This is a genomic window from Pseudomonas sp. R1-18 (assembly GCF_051132095.1).
GTDB lineage: Bacteria > Pseudomonadota > Gammaproteobacteria > Pseudomonadales > Pseudomonadaceae > Aquipseudomonas.
This window is the reverse complement of the sequence record NZ_CP071658.1, coordinates 1823741-1841272: the sequence shown is the minus strand read 5'-3', so window position 1 is coordinate 1841272 and position 17532 is coordinate 1823741. Positions and strand designations below refer to the sequence as shown.

Below are 17532 nucleotides of genomic sequence, written 5' to 3'. Positions count from 1 at the left end.
GCACCCTGCATGACACGCCCCCGACACCCTCGCCGCACTGTCCTTCTGGCGCTCTGTCTGTTCCCGGTGATCGCGCTGTGCGCATGGCAGATCCTGCCCGGCGAGCAGAACCACGCGACGACCGTGGCGGTGACCCGCGCTGATATAGAAAGCAGCGTCACCGCGCTGGGCACTTTGCAGCCGCGCAGTTACGTGGATGTCGGTTCCCAGGCCACCGGGCAGATCATGAAAATCCATGCCCAGGTCGGCGATCAGGTCCAGGAAGGCCAGTTGCTGGTGGAGATCGACCCATCCACACAAAAAGCCAGGCTCGATGCCGCGCGCTACGCCATCGAAAACCTCAAGGCGCAGCTGGAAGAACAGCGCGCTCTGCATCAACTGGCCGGGCAAAAGCATCAGCGCCAGAAAAGCCTGGCCGCTGGCGGCGCCACGCGCGCCGAGGACGTGCAGGCCGCCGAATCGGAGTTTCGCGCCACGCAGGCGCGGGTCGACATGTTCAAGGCGCAGATTCTCCAGGCTCAGGCCGCGCTGCGCAGCGACGAAGCCGCACTGGGCTACACACGTATTTATGCGCCGATGTCCGGGACCGTGGTTGCGCTGGACGCGCGCGAAGGCCAGACCCTCAACGCCCAGCAACAGACGCCGCTGATCCTGCGCATCGCGCGGCTGTCGCCCATGACGGTCTGGGCCGAAGTCTCGGAAGCCGACATCGGTCACGTGAAGCCAGGCATGAACGCCTACTTCACCACGCTCAGCGGTGGCGGCCGGCGCTGGAGCAGCACGGTCCGGCAGATTCTTCCGCTGCCGCCCAAACCGCTGGACCAGGCCAATCAGGGCGGCGGCAGCCCGAGCAATTCGGGCAAGAACGGCGGTGGCCGCGTGGTCCTCTATACCGTGCTGCTGGATGTCGACAACGCCGACCAGGCACTGATGGCGGAGATGACCGCACAGATTTTCTTCGTGGCCGGCAGCGCGCGTAATGCCTTGACTGCTCCGGTCGCGGCGTTGCGTACCGGGCCGCAGGCCGACCTCCAACTGGCACAGGTCATGACCGGCAATGGCGAGGTAGAGCAACGCACCGTGCGCACCGGTATCAGCGACCGTTTGCGGGTTCAGGTGCTGGATGGCCTGAGTGAAGGCGACCGGCTGCTGCTCAAGCCTTCCACCGGCAGTGGAGGCTGAATGTCGACGCCGCTGATCGACCTGCGCGACATTCGCAAATCCTACGGCGGCGGTGACAGCCCGCGCGTCGATGTTTTGCGCGGCGTCGATCTGACCATACATCCCGGCGAATTCGTCGCCGTGGTCGGCGCGTCCGGGTCGGGCAAGTCGACTCTGATGAACATCCTCGGCTGTCTGGATCGCCCGAGCAGTGGCCAGTACCTTTTCGCCGGCCAGGACGTGGCCGGGCTCGACAGCGATGAACTCGCCTGGTTGCGGCGCGAGGCATTCGGTTTCGTGTTCCAGGGCTATCACCTGATTCCTTCTGGCTCGGCGCAGGAAAACGTCGAGATGCCGGCGATCTACGCCGGCACGCCCGCCGCACAGCGCCATGCCCGTGCCGCGGCACTGCTGACCCGGCTGGGCCTGGGTTCGCGCACCGGTAACCGCCCGCATCAACTGTCCGGCGGCCAACAGCAACGCGTTTCGATTGCCCGCGCGCTGATGAATGGCGGCCATATCATCCTGGCCGACGAACCCACCGGCGCACTGGACAGCCATAGCGGTGCGCAGGTCATGGCGCTGCTCGACGAACTGGCCGGACATGGTCATGTGGTGATCCTCATCACCCACGACCGGGCGGTGGCGGCCCGAGCGCAGCGCGTCATCGAAATCAGCGATGGTGTGATCGTCAGCGACACCGGCAGGCGCGCGTCGCCGTCAGCGACAACGGGTTCAGGCGCGTTGCAGGCTGTGGACCTGCGCAAGCGCCTCGACGAAGGCAGCGTCCACAGCGGTGCCTGGAAAGGCGAACTGCTCGATGCCCTTCAGGCCGCATGGCGGGTCATGTGGATCAACCGGTTCCGCACCGCGCTGACGCTGCTGGGCATCGTCATCGGCGTCGCTTCGGTGGTGGTGATGCTGGCGGTGGGCGAAGGCAGCAAGCGTCAGGTCATGGCGCAGATGTCGTCGTTCGGTTCCAACATCATTTACCTCAACGGCAAGTCGCCCAATCCACGCGCACCCAAGGGCATCATTACCCTCGCGGAAGTCGCGGCGCTGGGCGCGCTGCCCGACGTGAAAATGATCATGCCGGTCAACGGCGGGCAGGCTGGAGTGCGCTTCGGCAATGTTGACCATTCCAGCTACGTGGGTGGCAACGACACCCATTTTCCAGCGATCTTCAACTGGCCGGTGGTCGAGGGCAGCTATTTCACCGACGCCGATGAGCGCAGCGCGGCGGCCGTCGCCGTGATCGGCCACAAGGTGCGGCAGACGCTGTTCAATGACGGCATCGATCCCATCGGTCAATACATCCTGATCGAAAACGTGCCGTTTCAGGTGGTGGGCGTTCTTCAGGAAAAAGGCGCCAGTTCCGGCGACCCGGACAGCGACAACCGCATCGCCATTCCTTATTCGGCAGCGAGCATCCGCCTGTTCGGCACACAGAATCCGGAGTACATCACCGTCGCCACCCAGGACGCCGACAACGTCAAGCAGGCCGAAGACGCCATTCACGAACTGTTGCAACGCCTTCACCATGGCAAAGCCGACTACGAACTGACCAACAACGCCGCGATGATCCAGGCCGAGGCCCGAACCCAGAACACGCTATCACTGATGCTCGGCTCGATTGCCGCCATATCTTTGCTGGTCGGCGGCATCGGGGTGATGAATATCATGCTGATGACCGTCCGCGAGCGAACCCGAGAAATCGGCATCCGCATGGCGACCGGCGCTCGACAGCGGGACATTCTGCGCCAGTTCCTCACCGAGGCGGTGCTGCTTTCAGTCGTGGGCGGCCTGGCCGGCGTGGCTCTGGCGCTGGGCATGGGAGGCGCATTGCTGCTCGGCGAGGTGGCGGTGGCGTTTTCGCTTTCCGCCGTGCTCGGTGCGCTGGGCTGCGCACTGGTGACCGGCGTCATCTTCGGTTTCATGCCCGCCCGCAAAGCCGCCCGCCTCGACCCGGTCACGGCCCTTACCAGTGAATGATTTCTTGATGAAGCCACGCCTGACCCTGCTGACCACCTGCCTGCTGCTAGGGGCCTGTCACTCGCCCGCTCCGCGCATCGAAAGCGGCGTCCAGCCGCCTGCCAGCTGGGCGTTCGCCGCAGAGGCAGCGGCACAACGCACCGACGCACAGTGGTGGCAGAGCTTCGCCAGCCCGGAACTCAATCGCCTCATCGAACAGGCGCAGCGCGACAGCCACGAGATCGGCGCGGCGATGGCGCGCGTACGCCAGGCACAGGCCGCGGCGGTCATTGGCGGTGCGCCGCTGTTGCCTGAAGTGAGCTATGGCCTGGGCGGCGAGCGCAACAAATTCATCCGCCGCGAGGACCGCAAGGCCAACCGCTTCGATGACAACAACCAGGACACCTTTACCAGCGACCTGACCGCCAGCTATGAAGTGGATTTCTGGGGTGGCGTCGCGGCCGCGCGGGACAGCGCAGGACAGCTGCTCAAGGCCAGCGAATTCGACCAGGCGACGGTGGAGCTGACGCTGCTGGGCAACGTGGCGGATCGGTACGCGCAGACGCTGTCGGCCCGCGAGCAGTTGCGGATTGCCGAGCTGAACCTGGCCAACGCCCAGGACGTGCTGAAACTCGTTCAGACCCGCTACGACTCCGGCTCGGCCACGGCGCTGGAGCTGGCCCAGCAGAAAAATCTGGTCGCGACACAACAGCGCGAATTGCCGCGCATTCATCAACTGGCCAACGAGCAACTGATCACCCTCGCCGCTTTGCTTGGCCAGCCAGTGCAGAATCTGCGCCTGGAGCAAGCGTTCGACAGCCTGAACTGGCCGCAAATCGCCAGCGGCGTGCCCAGCGACCTGCTGACTCGTCGCCCGGATCTGGCCAAGGCCGAAGCCGAGCTGGCCGCGGCCCAGGCCGACATTACCGTCGCGCGGGCGGCCATGTTTCCCAAACTGACATTGACCGCTCGCCTCGGTACCGAGTCAGTGCGAGCGGAGGACTGGCTGCGCGCACCGTTTTCCAGCCTCGCCGCCGGGCTGGCCGGACCGATCTTCAATAATGGTCGGCTGAGCGCGGAAAAGGATCGGGCAACCGCTCGCCAGCAGGAACTGCTGGAAACCTATCGCGGCGCCATCGTCAACGGCTTCGCCGACGTGGAAAAGGCGCTGAACGCCATCAACGGGCTGGATCAGCAGCGCTACTGGCACGAAGAAGAACTGCGTCAGGCGCAGACCGCCTTCCGGATCGCCCAGAGCCGCTACGAAGCCGGCGCCGAAGACCTGCTGACGGTGCTGGAAAGCCAGCGGACGCTGTACCTGGCCCAGGACGTCAGCGTGCAACTGCGCCTGGCACGGTTACAGGCGAGCATTGCTTTGTATAAAGCGCTGGGCGGCGGCTGGCAGGCGGGCTGACCATCCGCCGCCCTTCGCGGACAAGTTCACTACCACAAGGATTGCGCCGTACCGTGGGAGCGGACTTGTCCGCGAAGACGTACTTACAAGCGATACCTCTGCTGCGCCTGCACCGGCCCCTCGCGGACAAGTCCGCTCCAGGTATCGCGATCCATGTGTGTCTGGAATCTACGCCGTCGCAGACAGGATATTGCGCACATACCATGGCCGGCGCGGTACGCGGCGCAGCAGGTCACCGAGTTTTTCCTCGGCGGCGAAGGTGATGCGCAGCGCCAGCTTCATGACTTCCGGGTCCATTTCCATGGTGGTTCCGGCGTTGAGCCCGGGCGTGGTGCTGCATCCATGGGTTTCCGGCCCCAGCCAGGGGTCGCTGATATCCACCCAGCGCGACGAGCTGTACCAGGGAACGCCGTTGAGTTCGAGCCGTGCCACCTCCCCCGGGTGGAAACGCTCATGGGCGCGAAACCAATCGTCGATACGGTCGTCGATCCAGCCATGGAACATCCAGAACACCGGATTCACATGCGACGAAAACGGATCGGCGAGAAAGTCGTTCTCCGGCCCGAACCAGCGTTCGGCGAAGTCATCGGAACGGCGCGCCATCGGCACCGGCTGACCATTGGCCGGATCCCGCGCCACCGATGCCCAACGCATGTGCAACCAGTCGTGCAGCTCTAGCTCCACCTGCGAACCAAATTGACCGAGGGTCAGCGTCGACAGATAACGCGGGTCGCGATAACGCGACTCCCAGACCTCGAAATGGGTATGCCAGGTCTCGGTGCTCTTGATGTCGCTGACCAGCCGGGTGTATTCGTCATCGCCCGGCGCCAGCCAGTTGGGCGGCAGCGAGCAGCCATCCTGATTATCGAAATAACGGATGAAACCCAGGCGATCACGCTCCAGTTCCGGTTGCGGCAAGGGAAAGCGCGGCCACGAAGGAAGCGGCTGGATCCTGCGCGCCTGGATCAGCATGTGCCGGTGCATAAACAGAAAATCCACGCCTGAACCGTTGCGATCCTTGCGCGGCCCACGGGCGTCCCGCTCTTGATCGCGCGGGCCGGGCTGCCAGCCAACGCCGCGCAACGCATCGCGCTTGTCGTCGGGCAGTTTGTGCCACTTGTCTCGCGAGGCATGCCAGAGCTGGTGAAAAAGCCGGTGCTCGTGGGAGATGAGCCAGGCCAGAAACGGCGGACTCATGGGGATGCGCTCGCGCGCTTCAGGGAAGACCTGTTTGACCGCGATGAAACTGTTGTCCAGCTCGGGCAGCATCAGTGGCCGATCCAGACGCTGTACCCGACCGCTGAGGCTGCCGCTGCCGGCGTTGCCGAACGCGCCCCAGACTTCGTCGAGCAGCATGCTCAATTCGTAATCCGGCGCGTCGCTATGCGGGTCATCATCCGCCTGCCCGTTCATGATCCGCAGGTACAGCGTCGGCCCGGCACTCGCCTGCAGGTCGCCGATGACCCTGAATCGCGGGACTGCTTCGCTGCGCAGGCGTTGCGGGGTGTCTATGAAACCGCGCACGCCGCGACCACGCGGCGCGATGTCGAGCAGCATCTGCATCTCCAGCGGCGCGCCACTCAGGCCGGCGTCACGGCCCTCAAAGCGGATATCCCAGACGCCGCGCAGTTTGTCGGCAAGGCGCTGGGTGGCGTTGTCGGCGGGACCGGCCGTGGCTTCGCCGGGGGTTTCGGGGTCTTGCGGGTCAATCGCCTCATAGATGCGCCTGGCTTCCCGCTGCGCGTACCAGGCAGCGGGAACCGCAGCGCCTGTCAGCGCCAGGCCTGCCACAAACCCTCGTCGTGAAATTGTCATTGCCCTACCTGTTCCAGCCCCGAGACAGCCGTCCTCCAGCTAGAACGTAGCCTCGCCGCGAAAATTTAGGCCGCCGCGGCGCACGGCGTACAAGCGCTAAATTTTTCCGCCATCCGCTCGTTCACCCCAGATAGCAAAGGCCGTGTGCCTGCTCATGAAACGGTCAATCTGAACGAGACGGCAATGACGAAACCGCGTTGGAAAAAAACCCTCTTCATCGGACTGCCCCTGGCCCTGGCCATCAGTGCCGGGGCGGGTTTTCTGGCCTGGAATTACTGGTCGCCAGCGGGCTATCCGGTGAAGGTCGTGAAGCAGGCCGAAGCGCTTCAGGAGCGGATCATCTCGTTCGACAGCCACATCACGGTACCAATGAAATTCGGTAGCCAAGGCAATGAAGCGGACAAGGACGGCTCCGGTCAGTTCGACCTGGTAAAAGCTGCGCGCGGGCGATTGTCCGGTGCCGCGCTGACGGTGTTCGGCTGGCCGGAAATCTGGAATGGCCCCAACGCGCCGCACCGACCGACCGCAGGCTTTGTCGAGGAAGCGCGGATGCAACAGGAAGTCCGCTACAAGATCATCACTGGTCTGGTGCGCGACTTTCCCAATCAGGTCGGCATTGCCTACACCCCGGACGACATGCGGCGTCTGCACGGCGAAGGCAAGTTCGCGATCTTCATCAGCATGCTCAACGCCTACCCGCTGGGCGACGACCTCGACGCACTGGATCGCTGGGCCGCGCGCGGCATGCGCATGTTCGGCTTCAGTTATGTCGGCAACAACCGGTGGGCCGATTCGTCGCGACCGCTGCCCTTCTTCAATGACGCGCCCGATGCCCTGGGCGGCCTGTCGGAGATCGGCAAGCAGGCCGTGCATCGACTCAACGATCTGGGCGTGATCATTGACGTCTCGCAGATGTCGGCCAAGGCTCTGGAACAGGTCAGCCAGTTGAGCCGCACGCCCATGGTGGCTTCACACTCGGCTCCGCGCGCACTGGTCGATATTCCGCGCAACCTCAGTGATGAGGAGATGCAACTGATCAAGCGCAGCGGCGGCGTCGTGCAGATCGTGGCGTTCCCGGCGTATCTGCGCCCGTTGAGCCAGCGCACCCTGGGCAAGCTCAACGACCTGCGCAAGGATTTCGACCTGCCGCCGCTGCACAACCTGGAGATGGCATTGATGCCCGGCGACCCGATCATCACCGTGTGGCCGGAGCAACGTTTCGGGGCTTACGCCGGCAAGCTGTACGCGATTCTGGAGGAAGAGCCCAAGGCCACAGTCAAGGATTTCGTCAATGCCATCGATTACGCGGTGAAGAAGATCGGCATCGACCACGTCGGCATCAGCTCGGACTTCAACGATGGCGGCGGCGTCGACGGCTTCAACAACGTCGGTGAGATCCGCAACGTGACGGCCGAACTGATCGAGCGTGGTTACGCCGAGGCCGACATCGCCAAGCTGTGGGGCGGCAATTTCCTGCGGGTCTGGGCACAGGTACAGGCGGCGGCCGGTCAGCGAGTCAGTGACCGATCAGGAATCAGCCAATGACTGCGTTCCACGTCTCCTTCGGCTTTTCAGGTGCTGATTTCCAATGACCAACCGTAGAAGCTTCCTCAAACAGGCCGGGTTGCTGGCCGCCGCGCTGCCGCTGGGCTCGGGCCTGACGAACGCAGCCATGGCCGCCACCGCGCAGACCTCCAGCGACAAATGGGCCGGCCTGCGCCAGCAGTTCGATCAGGACCCGAGCTACATCCACTTTTCCAACTTTCTGGTGACGTCGCACCCCAGACCGGTGCGCGAAGCCATCGAAGCGCATCGCGCCTTCATCGACCGCAACCCCGGTCTGGCGATGGATTGGGACTTTCAGGAAACCGAACGCCGTGAGGCGCAGGTGCGCAGTTGGGCCGGGCGATACCTCAATGCACGGCCCGGCCAGATCGCGCTGACGGGCAGCACGACCGAAGGTCTGGCGATCATCTATGGCGGCATTCACGTGCGCCCGGATCAGGAAATTCTCACGACCGAGCACGAGCATTCCTGCGCCCGCGCCATTCTCGAGTTCCGTCATCAGCGCGACGGCACACAGGTGCGCAGGATTCGTCTGTTCAAGGACTCGGCCACGGTATCGAGCGACGAGATTCTGGGCAATATCGCCCGCAGCATTCGCCCACAGACCCGCGTGCTGGGCATGACCTGGGTGCAGTCGGGCAGCGGCGTGAAACTGCCGATCGGTGAAATCGGTGCACTGGTCGAAGATCACAACCGAGAGCGCGACGAGAAAGACCGCATTCTTTATGTGATCGACGGCGTTCACGGTTTCGGGGTGGAGAATCTGGATTTCCCCGACATGAAGTGCGACTTCTTCATCGCTGGCACTCACAAGTGGATGTTCGGCCCGCGCGGCACCGGGATTGTCTGCGCGCGTTCCGAACAGCTCAAGGACGTCAGCCCACTGATCCCGACGTTCTCGGAAGCCACCAGCTTCGGCACCATCATGACACCGGGCGGCTATCACTCCTTCGAACATCGCTGGGCACTGGACAAGGCTTTCGAACTGCATTTGCAGCTGGGCAAGGCCCAGGTGCAGCAGCGCATCCATCAGCTCAACACTCAGCTCAAACAACGCCTCCAGGATCACCGTGGCATCGAGCTGGTGACGCCCGTGGACCCTGCCCTGTCGGCCGGCTTCAGTTTCTTCCGCGTCAGGGGTCAGGACAGCGATCAGCTCGCGGCGCGGCTGATGAAACAGCGCGTGGTGGTCGACGCGGTCAACCGTGACATCGGGCCGGTGGTGCGAACCGCGCCCGGCCTGCTGAATACCGAAGCCGAGATCGAGCGTTTCATGAAACTGCTCGTTTAACGAGCCTGCTCGATCAACGTGTCTGATTGCGCAGGTCCGCCTGTTACACCGAATTCTTCTGCGTCGAGGCCTTTATGAAACACGCTTTGTACACCCTGTCGCTGACCTCGCTGCTGGGCCTGGGTCTGAACCTGGGCCTGCCAGCGAACGCGCTGGCCGCTGGCACCGAACCGGGCAAGGTTTTCAGGGACTGCAAGGACTGCCCGGAAATGGTCGTGCTGCCGGCCGGCACTTTTACGATGGGCGCGCCGGAAAGCGAACTGGGCCGTCAGCCGGACGAAGGCCCGCTGCATGAAGTGACCTTTGCCAGACCCTTCGCGATCAGCCGCTTTCAAGTGCTCAGCGGGGAGTGGGACGCGTACCTCAAAAGCAGCGGCTACAAGATGCCCGACGGCGATACCCGACCGGGGCGCGAGTGCCTGGCTGGCAAACCGCGTTACCCGATCAGCGCGCGTCAACCGGCGGTGTGCATGGACTGGAACGAGGCCAATGCCTACGTCGCATGGCTATCGACGAAAACGGGCAAAAAATATCGCATGGTCAGCGAAGCCGCCCGCGAATACGCGGCACGCGGCGGCAGCAGCGGGCCGTTCCCCTTCCCCATGGACGAAGGCAAACAGTACGGCATCGCCAGGCATGCCAACACTTACGGGCCGGAAGACGGCTTCAGCTACACCGCGCCGGCGGGCAGTTTCAGCCCCAACGCGTTCGGCATTTATGACGCCCATGGCAACGTCTACGAATGGACCGCCGATTGCGAAACCAGCAACTACAACGGCGCACCCGCCGATGGCAGCGCATGGCTGGCTGGAGATTGCAGCTGGAAGATGATCCGCGGCAACGACTGGACCGAAGCACCGATCTTCTCGCGCTCGGGCAACCGCAACAGCCGCAAGCCCGACGTTCGTGGTGACTGGCTGGGCTTTCGCGTGGCCCGCGACCTCTGATCCGCAACCGTTTCACGGCGGACAATCTTTACGGCAGTGACCCACACGAGACGACAGCAATGATTTTCAAATCAGAAAGCCTGGCCCGGGAAACCCTGAGGATTCTCAAACCCTTCCGCTGGCTGGTGGCCCTTTCGACCGTGCTGGGCATTGTCAGCGGGCTGAGCGTCACTGCGCTGCTGGCCACCATCAACCACGCGATGAATCTGCCCGACGGCCCGACCGCGCAGACCGCCTGGCTGTTTGCCGGGCTGTGCGTGCTGACACTGGCCTGCTCGACGCTGTCGAGTCTGGCGACCAATCATGTCGGGCAGCATGTGGTTGCCAATCTGCGCCGCGAGCTGACCGCCAAGGTTCTGGTGGCGCCCATCGAACAGCTCGAACGCTTTCGCTCGCACCGACTGATTCCGGTGCTGGTGAACGACGTCAACACCATCAGCGCCTTCGCGCTGTCGGTCGCGCCGATGATCATTGCGCTCACCGTGACCCTGGGTTGCCTGACGTACCTGGCGCTGTTGTCGTGGCAGATCCTGACGCTGACGGTCTTGACCGTTGTGCTGGGAACCGGCGCGCAGTATCTGGCCCATGCTGTCGGCCTGCGCAATATCCAAAACGCGCGCGACGCCGATGACGAACTGCAGAAGCATTACCAGGCCATCTCGGACGGTGCCAAGGAACTGCGCATCCAGCGCAAGCGACGCCAGCACATGAATGATCGGCAGATCCACGGCGCCACGGAAAGGATCTGCCAATCCAACATTCGCGCGGCGACCATTTTCGTCACCGCCGAGACCTTTGGTTCGACCCTGTTCTTCGCGGTGATCGGCATCGCCATTGCCTTTCAGGCGATGTGGCCGACCACCGAACGCACCGTACTGGGCGGCTTCGTCCTGGTGATGCTGTACATGAAAGGCCCGCTGGAGCGGCTGATTACCTCGTTGCCGGCGATCAGTCGCGCGCAGATCGCCATGCGCCGCATCGCCGAAATGTCGCGGGCTTTTTCCAGCCCCGAGCCTCACCTGCTGGTCAGCGACCGTCCTGTCCCGCCCGCGCCGATGCAGACGCTGGAGCTGCATCAATTGCGCTATGACTATCCGCCGGTGGCCGGCAGCGAATCCTTTCACCTCGGCCCGGTCAACCTGAGCATCAGGCAGGGCGACATCGTCTTCATCGTTGGCGAAAACGGCTGCGGCAAGACCACGCTGATCAAACTGCTGCTGGGCCTGTACGCGCCGCAACAGGGTGAAATCCGCCTGAACGGCAAAACCGTCACACCCCAGGCGCTGGACGACTATCGCCAGCTGTTCACCACAATCTTTGCCGACTATTACCTGTTCGACGAACCGCTGCCAGGCCAGGAAAAACTGCCGGATGACGCCGCAAAGTATCTGGAACGTCTGGATATCGCTCACAAGGTCAGCATCCGCGACGGCCAGTTCACCACCACCGACCTGTCCACCGGCCAGCGCAAGCGTCTGGCGCTGATCAACGCCTGGCTGGACGAGCGTCCGGTGCTGGTCTTCGATGAATGGGCCGCCGACCAGGACCCTGCCTTCCGGCGGGTGTTCTATACCGAGCTGCTGCCGGAACTCAAAGCCCAGGGCAAGACCATCATCGTCATTTCGCACGACGACCGTTACTTCGACATCGCCGATCAGTTGGTACGCATGGACGCAGGTCGCATTCAGGTTGAACAGATGCAGGCGCAACGCATGCCGGCCTGACAGCCGCAGGATCGCCTGCGGGAGATGCTGCAGTTGACTGTGGCAGATGCCGCGGTTGCCTGTGAGAGAGGCTGAAATGGGCGATGTTGCAGTCGCCTGTGGGAGTTAGCTTGCTGACGATCTGGCGCGAAGCGGCAGCAATCAGTGCTTTTACTGGACGCTGGACTGATATTCAGCGCTGGATAGCTTGTCCTGTCCAGTGGACCTCCTTCGCTGCCGCCGCACAGGGAGCGGCAGATCGTCGTACGACGGTTGCAGCAGATCCGCGCGTTAAAAAACTTGTGAAAATTTCATTAAATCCTGCCTCAGCGGTTTCGTTCTTCCTTACGACACCGCGCGCACGTCCGTTTTTCGCCCGGGTTCGCTGACCAGAATGTACACCGCCCCCCGCTGCTCTGACCGAGCCTGCGGCTTGGCGAAGGCTGTCTCCTTGCCAATACCAACTAGAAAGAGCCACTCCATGCACACACCGTCACGACTCACGCCCTTGAGCAAGGCACTGTTGCTCCGCACGATGTTCCGCCCGCGACCGACCATGGCGGCGATAGGACTCGCCTGTTGCATGCCGCTGACCGGGCAGGCACAGGAAACCAACGCCGACGTTCCGGCTCAGCCTCTGGGGAGTGCGCTGAGCCAACAGGACGCAGCGGCGGCCATCAACCTGGCGCCGACTTCCATCGATTCACGATCGCTGGGTGTGAACACCGACGGTACCGGTTCCTACACGACCGGCGCGGTGAGCATCGGCAAGGGCGCGCCACAGTCGTTGCGCGAAACGCCTCAATCGGTGACGGTCGTCACCCGTCAGCTGATGGACGACCGTAACCTCACGTCCCTGAGCGAAGTGCTGGAAGACACGCCGGGCATGACCTTCCAGTACCGCAACTTCGGCGGCCATGTGTACACCTCCCGTGGTTTCTCGCTGTTGGCGGAAAGTTTTCTGGTCGACGGCATCGGCGGTCAGGGTTACCAGATCACCGGCTGGATGCAGCCGGACATGGCTATCTACGACCGCGTCGAAGTACTGCGCGGCGCGTCCGGCCTGCTGGTCGGCGCCGGTCAGCCCGGTGGCGCGGTGAACCTGGTGCGCAAGCGCCCGACCGCCGAGAACAAGTTTTCGATCACAACGCGCGCGGGTTCATGGGATCAGTACCGGGTTGATCTGGACGGCAGTGGCAAGCTGAACGAGTCCGGCAGCGTACGCGGGCGCATGGTCGCCGCCTATGACGACAGCGGCTCGTATCTCGATGGCCGCGACAGCCGCACGCCTCTGCTGTACGGCATTGTCGAAGCGGACCTGAACGACGCGACCACACTGACCATGAGCCTGCGTCGCCAGGAGCAGGAGATCAATGGCTACTCCATTTACGGCCTGCCGCGTTACAGCAACGGCCAGGATCTGCATTTGTCACGCTCTACCAACCTGGCGCCGAAATGGAACCAGCTGACAAGCGATATGACCGAGGTGTTTACCGAGGTTGCGCACAGGTTCAATGACGACTGGACCAGTCGTACGTCGCTGACGTATTCCGAAGGCGGGTTTGACCAACAGATCGCCTATGCCCGTGGTGCGGTCAATCCGGTCACGCTGGCTGGCTCTACATTCCAGAACACTTTGTTCCGCCGCGACGAGGTGCAGAGCACCGGTTTCAATAGCCAGCTGGAAGGCAACTTCGACGCCTTCGGCCTCTCGCATCAGGTGACATTTGGTGCCGACTGGTCCAGACAAGATTCCAATACCAAGCAAGCCCAGGTGGCGACGCGCTCGCCGATCAATATTTTCAACGTGAACCACAACCCGTTCCCCAAACCGGCACGTCCCGCCTGGCAGAACGATATCGACATGACGGAAGAGCGCGCGGGTCTTTACGCCAACACCCGGCTTCACCTGAGTGAGCCGTTGAGCTTGGTACTAGGCGCGCGTCTGAGCTGGTATGACTATCAGTACGACGTGAAGCGCGGCACAGCCAAGTCGTACGAATCGCAGGAAACTCAGGAGTTCACGCCTTTCGCGGGCCTTATCTATGACATCAACGAAAACTGGTCGTGGTACGCCAGTTACGCCGACATCTTCACCCCGCAGGCTGAGTATCGGACAGAAGCCGGATCACCCATCGATCCGGCGACCGGCACCAACTATGAAACCGGCTTTAAAGGTGAGCTGTTCGACAAGCGCCTGAACCTGTCGCTGGCGATGTTCTACATCAAGCAAAAAGACGTCGCCGTCGCCGATCAAACCACTACCGCTACCTGCTCAGGAAGTTTCGATCTCTCGTGTTACGTGCAGAATGGCGTAAAACGCAGCAAGGGCTTCGAAGTTGAAGCCAGCGGCGAAGTGCTCCCGGGATTGCAGGTTTTCGGAGGCTACACCTTTAACATGTTGCGTAACGGCGGCGAACAGGACGTCGCCTACGAAACGCCTAAGCACATGCTGCGCCTGAGCAGCAGCTACAACCTGCCCGGCAACTGGAACCGTCTGACCCTGGGCGCCGGTGTGTCGGCCGACTCGGGCTATGACGTGCCGGGGAACGATCAGGTGGGTGTATCGGGCCGGGCCATCTGGGACGCCCGCGCATCCTGGAAACTGGACGAGCACTGGCGCGTATCGCTCAATGCCGAGAACCTGTTCGACCGCAAGTACTACGTGACCTCGATTACCAACGACCGCTCCAACGTATACGGCGAACCACGCAGCTACGTCCTGACCCTGCGGGGAGATTTCTGATCCCGGTTCCAGTAGCCTGACCATCGCTGCAAACCGAAAGCCAAGGGGTAACCCTTGGCTTTCTTCGTTTCCGGGCTGCCCGGCTGGCTCGAAGCTGTTGTGGGAGGGGGCTTGCCCGCGACGAAGGCGACGCGGTACCACGGGCACTCCGCCTAATCGCTGGTCGCGAGCAAGCTCCCTCCCACAGCGCTGCGGCGCGCTGCTTGTTCAAGAACCCGAGCCGTAATGAGCCCGAATGCATTATCCTGCGTCACCGATTACAAAGAGCCATCTTCCCATGCCAACGCCCTCCGCCCTCCTGACCAAGGGACGCGCGAATACGCTCTGCCGCGCCCTGATATCAGGGCCGACGCTGCGGGGCGTGGGGCTGGCGTTGGCGCTGGTTATGCAGGGCGAGGCACGGGCACAAGAGCTGGAATTCGACATCCCGGCCCAGCCCTTGAGCAGCGCCTTGCAGGAACTGGGCCGCCAGGGCGACCTGCAAGTGCTGTTCAACCCCGACGATGTGCAAGGCAAGACCAGCAGCCCGGTGCGCGGCCGGCTCACCCTTGAACAAGCCATCGAAGGTTTGCTGAAACGGGCCGGCGTACCGCACACCCTGGAGACCGACACGCTGACGCTCGGCGCTGCGCCAGTCGCGGAAACACTCGACGCCACCGCCATGAATCTTGAGCCGACCGCCATCCGCGGCCAGCAGTTCGGGGCAACCACCGAAGGCAGCGGTTCGTACGCGACCACGGCGATCAGCATCAACAAGTCGACCCGCTCCCTGCGCGAAACTCCACAGTCGGTGACCGTCGTCACCCGCAAGTTGATGGACGACAAGAACCTCACGAGTCTGGGCGATGTGATGGCGCAGACGCCGGGGATCACGTTCTCGCAGCGCAACTTCGGTTCCCATGTGTTCACCTCGCGGGGCTTTGCTCTGGAAGACGAGAGCTACACCATCGACGGCGTGTCCGGCCAGGGCTACAGCATCACCGGCTGGATGCCGCCGGACATGGAAATCTACGACCGCGTCGAAGTGCTGCGCGGTGCCGCCGGGTTGCTGATCGGCGCCGGCAACCCCGGCGGCGCGGTAAATCTGGTCCGCAAACGGCCCACCGCCCAGCCCCGCTTCTCGGTCACCACCCGCGCTGGCAGTTGGGACAATTATCGGGTCGACCTGGACGGCAGCAGCAAACTCAACGACTCGGGCAGCGTGCGCGGGCGTTTTGTCACGTCCTACGAAGACCGAGGCTACTTCATCGATCATCTGAAAAGGACCGCGCCGCTGCTCTACGGCATTACGGAAATCGACCTGAGCGATGTCACCACCCTGACCCTTGGGCTGCGCCACCAGAGCGCGGACGTACGCGGCTTTTCCATCTTCGGCCTGCCGCGCTACAGCAACGGTCATGCGATCGACCTGCCTCGCTCCACCTCCCTGGCCCAGGACTGGAACCGCCACCAGACCGAAACTGACGAGGTATTCGGCGAGCTGGAGCAGCGCTTTGCCGATGACTGGAGCGGCAAGCTGTCGGTCACCCATTCCGATGGCTCGTTCGAACAGAAAGTGGCTTACGCCCAGGGGCCGATCAACCCGCGCAGCGGCACCGGCACACGGCTGCCCAGAACCCTGTTCCGCTCCGACGATCTGCAGAGCCATGGTTTTGATGCCCATGTGGACGGCAGTTTCGAAGCGTTTGGTCTGACCCATGAACTGACCGTTGGCGGCAACTGGTCCGAGCAGCAACGTCGCTCGCGGCTGGGCACCGTCGCTGGCGGGCTGCGGCTCGATGTGTTCAACCCCGATCATCATCTGATCGCCGAGCCGGCACGTCCGGCCTGGAGCAGCATCACCGATTTCAGCGACAAGCGTTATGGCGCGTACAGCAACCTGCGTCTGGCGCTGAGCGACAGGCTGAAGCTGGTCATGGGCGGGCGCGTCAGCTGGTACGACTATCAAGCGCAATCAGCCTTTGTAGACGCGCAGTCGAAACAGGAGCACGAGCTGACGCCTTTTGTCGGTCTGATCTACGATTTGAACGCCGACTGGTCGCTATACGCCAGCCACACCACCATTTTTCTCCCGCAGGGCGGCTACCGGGATGTCAACGGCCAGTTCCTTGACCCGGCCATGGGTGCGGCTCACGAAGCAGGTATCAAAGGCGAGCTGTTCGACAAGCGCCTGAACCTCTCTTTCGCAATGTTCTACGTGAAGCAGAAGGACGTGGCGGTGGAAGACGCTGCCAACAGCGGCCAGTGCCCGGGCAGCGACAGTTACGGAACCTGCTATATCAATGGCGACGTGCGGCGCAGCAAGGGTTTCGAGCTGGAGGCCAGCGGCGAGGTGCTGCCAGGCCTGCAGACCATGGCGGGCTACACCTTCAACGTCACGCGCGGCAGCGACGGCCAGCCCATCTCCGCCGAAACGCCCCGCCACCTGCTGCGCCTGACGAGCAACTACACGCTGCCGGATGCATGGCATCGTCTGAGCGTCGGCGGCGGCGTTTCGGCCCAGAGCGGTTACTCGGGGAAAGAGACCACGCAGGAAATCCACAACCCCGGCCGCACGATCTGGGACGCGCGTGTGGGCTGGCAGCTGGACGAACACTGGTCGGTTGCGCTCAACGGCAACAACCTGCTGGATCGCAAATACTACAAGGCAACCGGCGACATCGATCGGGGCAATTACTACGGCGACCCGCGCAATTTCGTGTTCACGTTGCGTGGAGAGTTTTAGGTGTTGCGAAACCCAAGTGGCGCGTAAAGGCGCAAAGCGATCGCAAACCGGGCTCCTAAGCTAGCAGCAGCGCGGTCGAGGTCAGTGGACAGATCCAAATTTTCCATCACGGCCACCAACGGTTTCGCCTTTCCGGCGCCCCCCTTTTTGTTGCGGCAAAAAGGGGGGAAAAACCATTGCTCCGGCGCTGCTC

General features: G+C 62.9%; 11 protein-coding genes. 10 read left to right on the top strand and 1 reads right to left on the bottom strand.

The genetic code is table 11. The features are described from left to right. Positions 1–9: 9 nt before the first annotated feature. The 3 genes from J3P77_RS08470 to J3P77_RS08460 are packed head-to-tail and all read left to right on the top strand — an operon-like array spanning position 10 to position 4546. On the top strand, positions 10–1182 hold the full coding sequence (locus tag J3P77_RS08470) for an efflux RND transporter periplasmic adaptor subunit (RefSeq protein WP_434681059.1): 1173 nt from the start codon (positions 10–12) through the stop codon (positions 1180–1182). Next, complete coding sequence (locus J3P77_RS08465) at positions 1183–3153, top strand: MacB family efflux pump subunit (RefSeq protein ID WP_434681058.1); 1971 nt, start codon at positions 1183–1185, stop codon at positions 3151–3153. It begins immediately after the preceding gene. Positions 3154–3160: 7 nt separating this feature from the next. Next, positions 3161–4546, top strand: a complete 1386-nt coding sequence (locus J3P77_RS08460; protein WP_434681057.1) for an efflux transporter outer membrane subunit — start codon at positions 3161–3163, stop codon at positions 4544–4546. Between the two features lie 168 nt (positions 4547–4714). Here the strand turns inward: J3P77_RS08460 and pvdP are convergent, their stop codons facing one another. Continuing rightward, entirely contained in the window at positions 4715–6361 is a 1647-nt protein-coding gene (pvdP, locus tag J3P77_RS08455) for a pyoverdine maturation tyrosinase PvdP (RefSeq protein ID WP_434681055.1), read from the bottom strand. 183 nt (positions 6362–6544) lie between these two features. Between pvdP and pvdM the strand changes: the two genes are divergently transcribed. The 7 genes from pvdM to J3P77_RS08420 all read left to right on the top strand — a co-directional run bounded on the left by pvdM (position 6545) and on the right by J3P77_RS08420 (position 17339). Beyond that, entirely contained in the window at positions 6545–7906 is a 1362-nt protein-coding gene (gene pvdM, locus J3P77_RS08450; protein WP_434681053.1) for a pyoverdine-tailoring dipeptidase-like protein PvdM, read from the top strand. Between the two features lie 43 nt (positions 7907–7949). Continuing rightward, the gene (gene pvdN / locus J3P77_RS08445; protein WP_434681052.1) at positions 7950–9218 is read left to right on the top strand and encodes a pyoverdine-tailoring periplasmic protein PvdN; all 1269 of its coding nucleotides are present in this window, start codon (positions 7950–7952) and stop codon (positions 9216–9218) included. 74 nt (positions 9219–9292) lie between these two features. Beyond that, positions 9293–10165: a dihydropyoverdine dehydrogenase gene (gene pvdO / locus J3P77_RS08440; protein WP_434681050.1), complete on the top strand. Its 873-nt coding sequence runs from the start codon at positions 9293–9295 to the stop codon at positions 10163–10165. A 59-nt stretch (positions 10166–10224) separates the two neighbouring features. After that, a complete protein-coding gene (locus J3P77_RS08435; RefSeq protein WP_434681049.1) occupies positions 10225–11889 on the top strand; it encodes a cyclic peptide export ABC transporter in 1665 nt (554 codons plus the stop codon). 110 nt (positions 11890–11999) lie between these two features. Next, positions 12000–12257 carry a hypothetical protein gene (locus J3P77_RS08430; RefSeq protein ID WP_434681048.1) on the top strand — a complete coding sequence of 86 codons (258 nt, stop codon included), beginning with the start codon at positions 12000–12002 and terminating at the stop codon, positions 12255–12257. 92 nt (positions 12258–12349) lie between these two features. Continuing rightward, positions 12350–14614 carry a TonB-dependent siderophore receptor gene (locus J3P77_RS08425; protein WP_434681046.1) on the top strand — a complete coding sequence of 755 codons (2265 nt, stop codon included), beginning with the start codon at positions 12350–12352 and terminating at the stop codon, positions 14612–14614. A gap of 277 nt (positions 14615–14891) precedes the next feature. Beyond that, a complete protein-coding gene (locus J3P77_RS08420; protein WP_434681045.1) occupies positions 14892–17339 on the top strand; it encodes a TonB-dependent siderophore receptor in 2448 nt (815 codons plus the stop codon). Positions 17340–17532: the final 193 nt, after the last annotated feature.

What these genes read in the sequence shown, in the direction of transcription:
- pvdN (WP_434681052.1), top strand. Translation starts at nt 7,950, where the DNA reads ATGACCAACCGTAGAAGCTTCCTCAAACAGGCCGGGTTGCTGGCCGCC.
- pvdO (WP_434681050.1), top strand. Translation starts at nt 9,293, where the DNA reads ATGAAACACGCTTTGTACACCCTGTCGCTGACCTCGCTGCTGGGCCTG.
- J3P77_RS08460 (WP_434681057.1), top strand. Translation starts at nt 3,161, where the DNA reads ATGAAGCCACGCCTGACCCTGCTGACCACCTGCCTGCTGCTAGGGGCC.
- J3P77_RS08470 (WP_434681059.1), top strand. Translation starts at nt 10, where the DNA reads ATGACACGCCCCCGACACCCTCGCCGCACTGTCCTTCTGGCGCTCTGT.
- pvdP (WP_434681055.1), bottom strand. Translation starts at nt 6,361, where the DNA reads ATGACAATTTCACGACGAGGGTTTGTGGCAGGCCTGGCGCTGACAGGC.
- J3P77_RS08420 (WP_434681045.1), top strand. Translation starts at nt 14,892, where the DNA reads ATGCCAACGCCCTCCGCCCTCCTGACCAAGGGACGCGCGAATACGCTC.
- pvdM (WP_434681053.1), top strand. Translation starts at nt 6,545, where the DNA reads ATGACGAAACCGCGTTGGAAAAAAACCCTCTTCATCGGACTGCCCCTG.
- J3P77_RS08465 (WP_434681058.1), top strand. Translation starts at nt 1,183, where the DNA reads ATGTCGACGCCGCTGATCGACCTGCGCGACATTCGCAAATCCTACGGC.
- J3P77_RS08425 (WP_434681046.1), top strand. Translation starts at nt 12,350, where the DNA reads ATGCACACACCGTCACGACTCACGCCCTTGAGCAAGGCACTGTTGCTC.
- J3P77_RS08435 (WP_434681049.1), top strand. Translation starts at nt 10,225, where the DNA reads ATGATTTTCAAATCAGAAAGCCTGGCCCGGGAAACCCTGAGGATTCTC.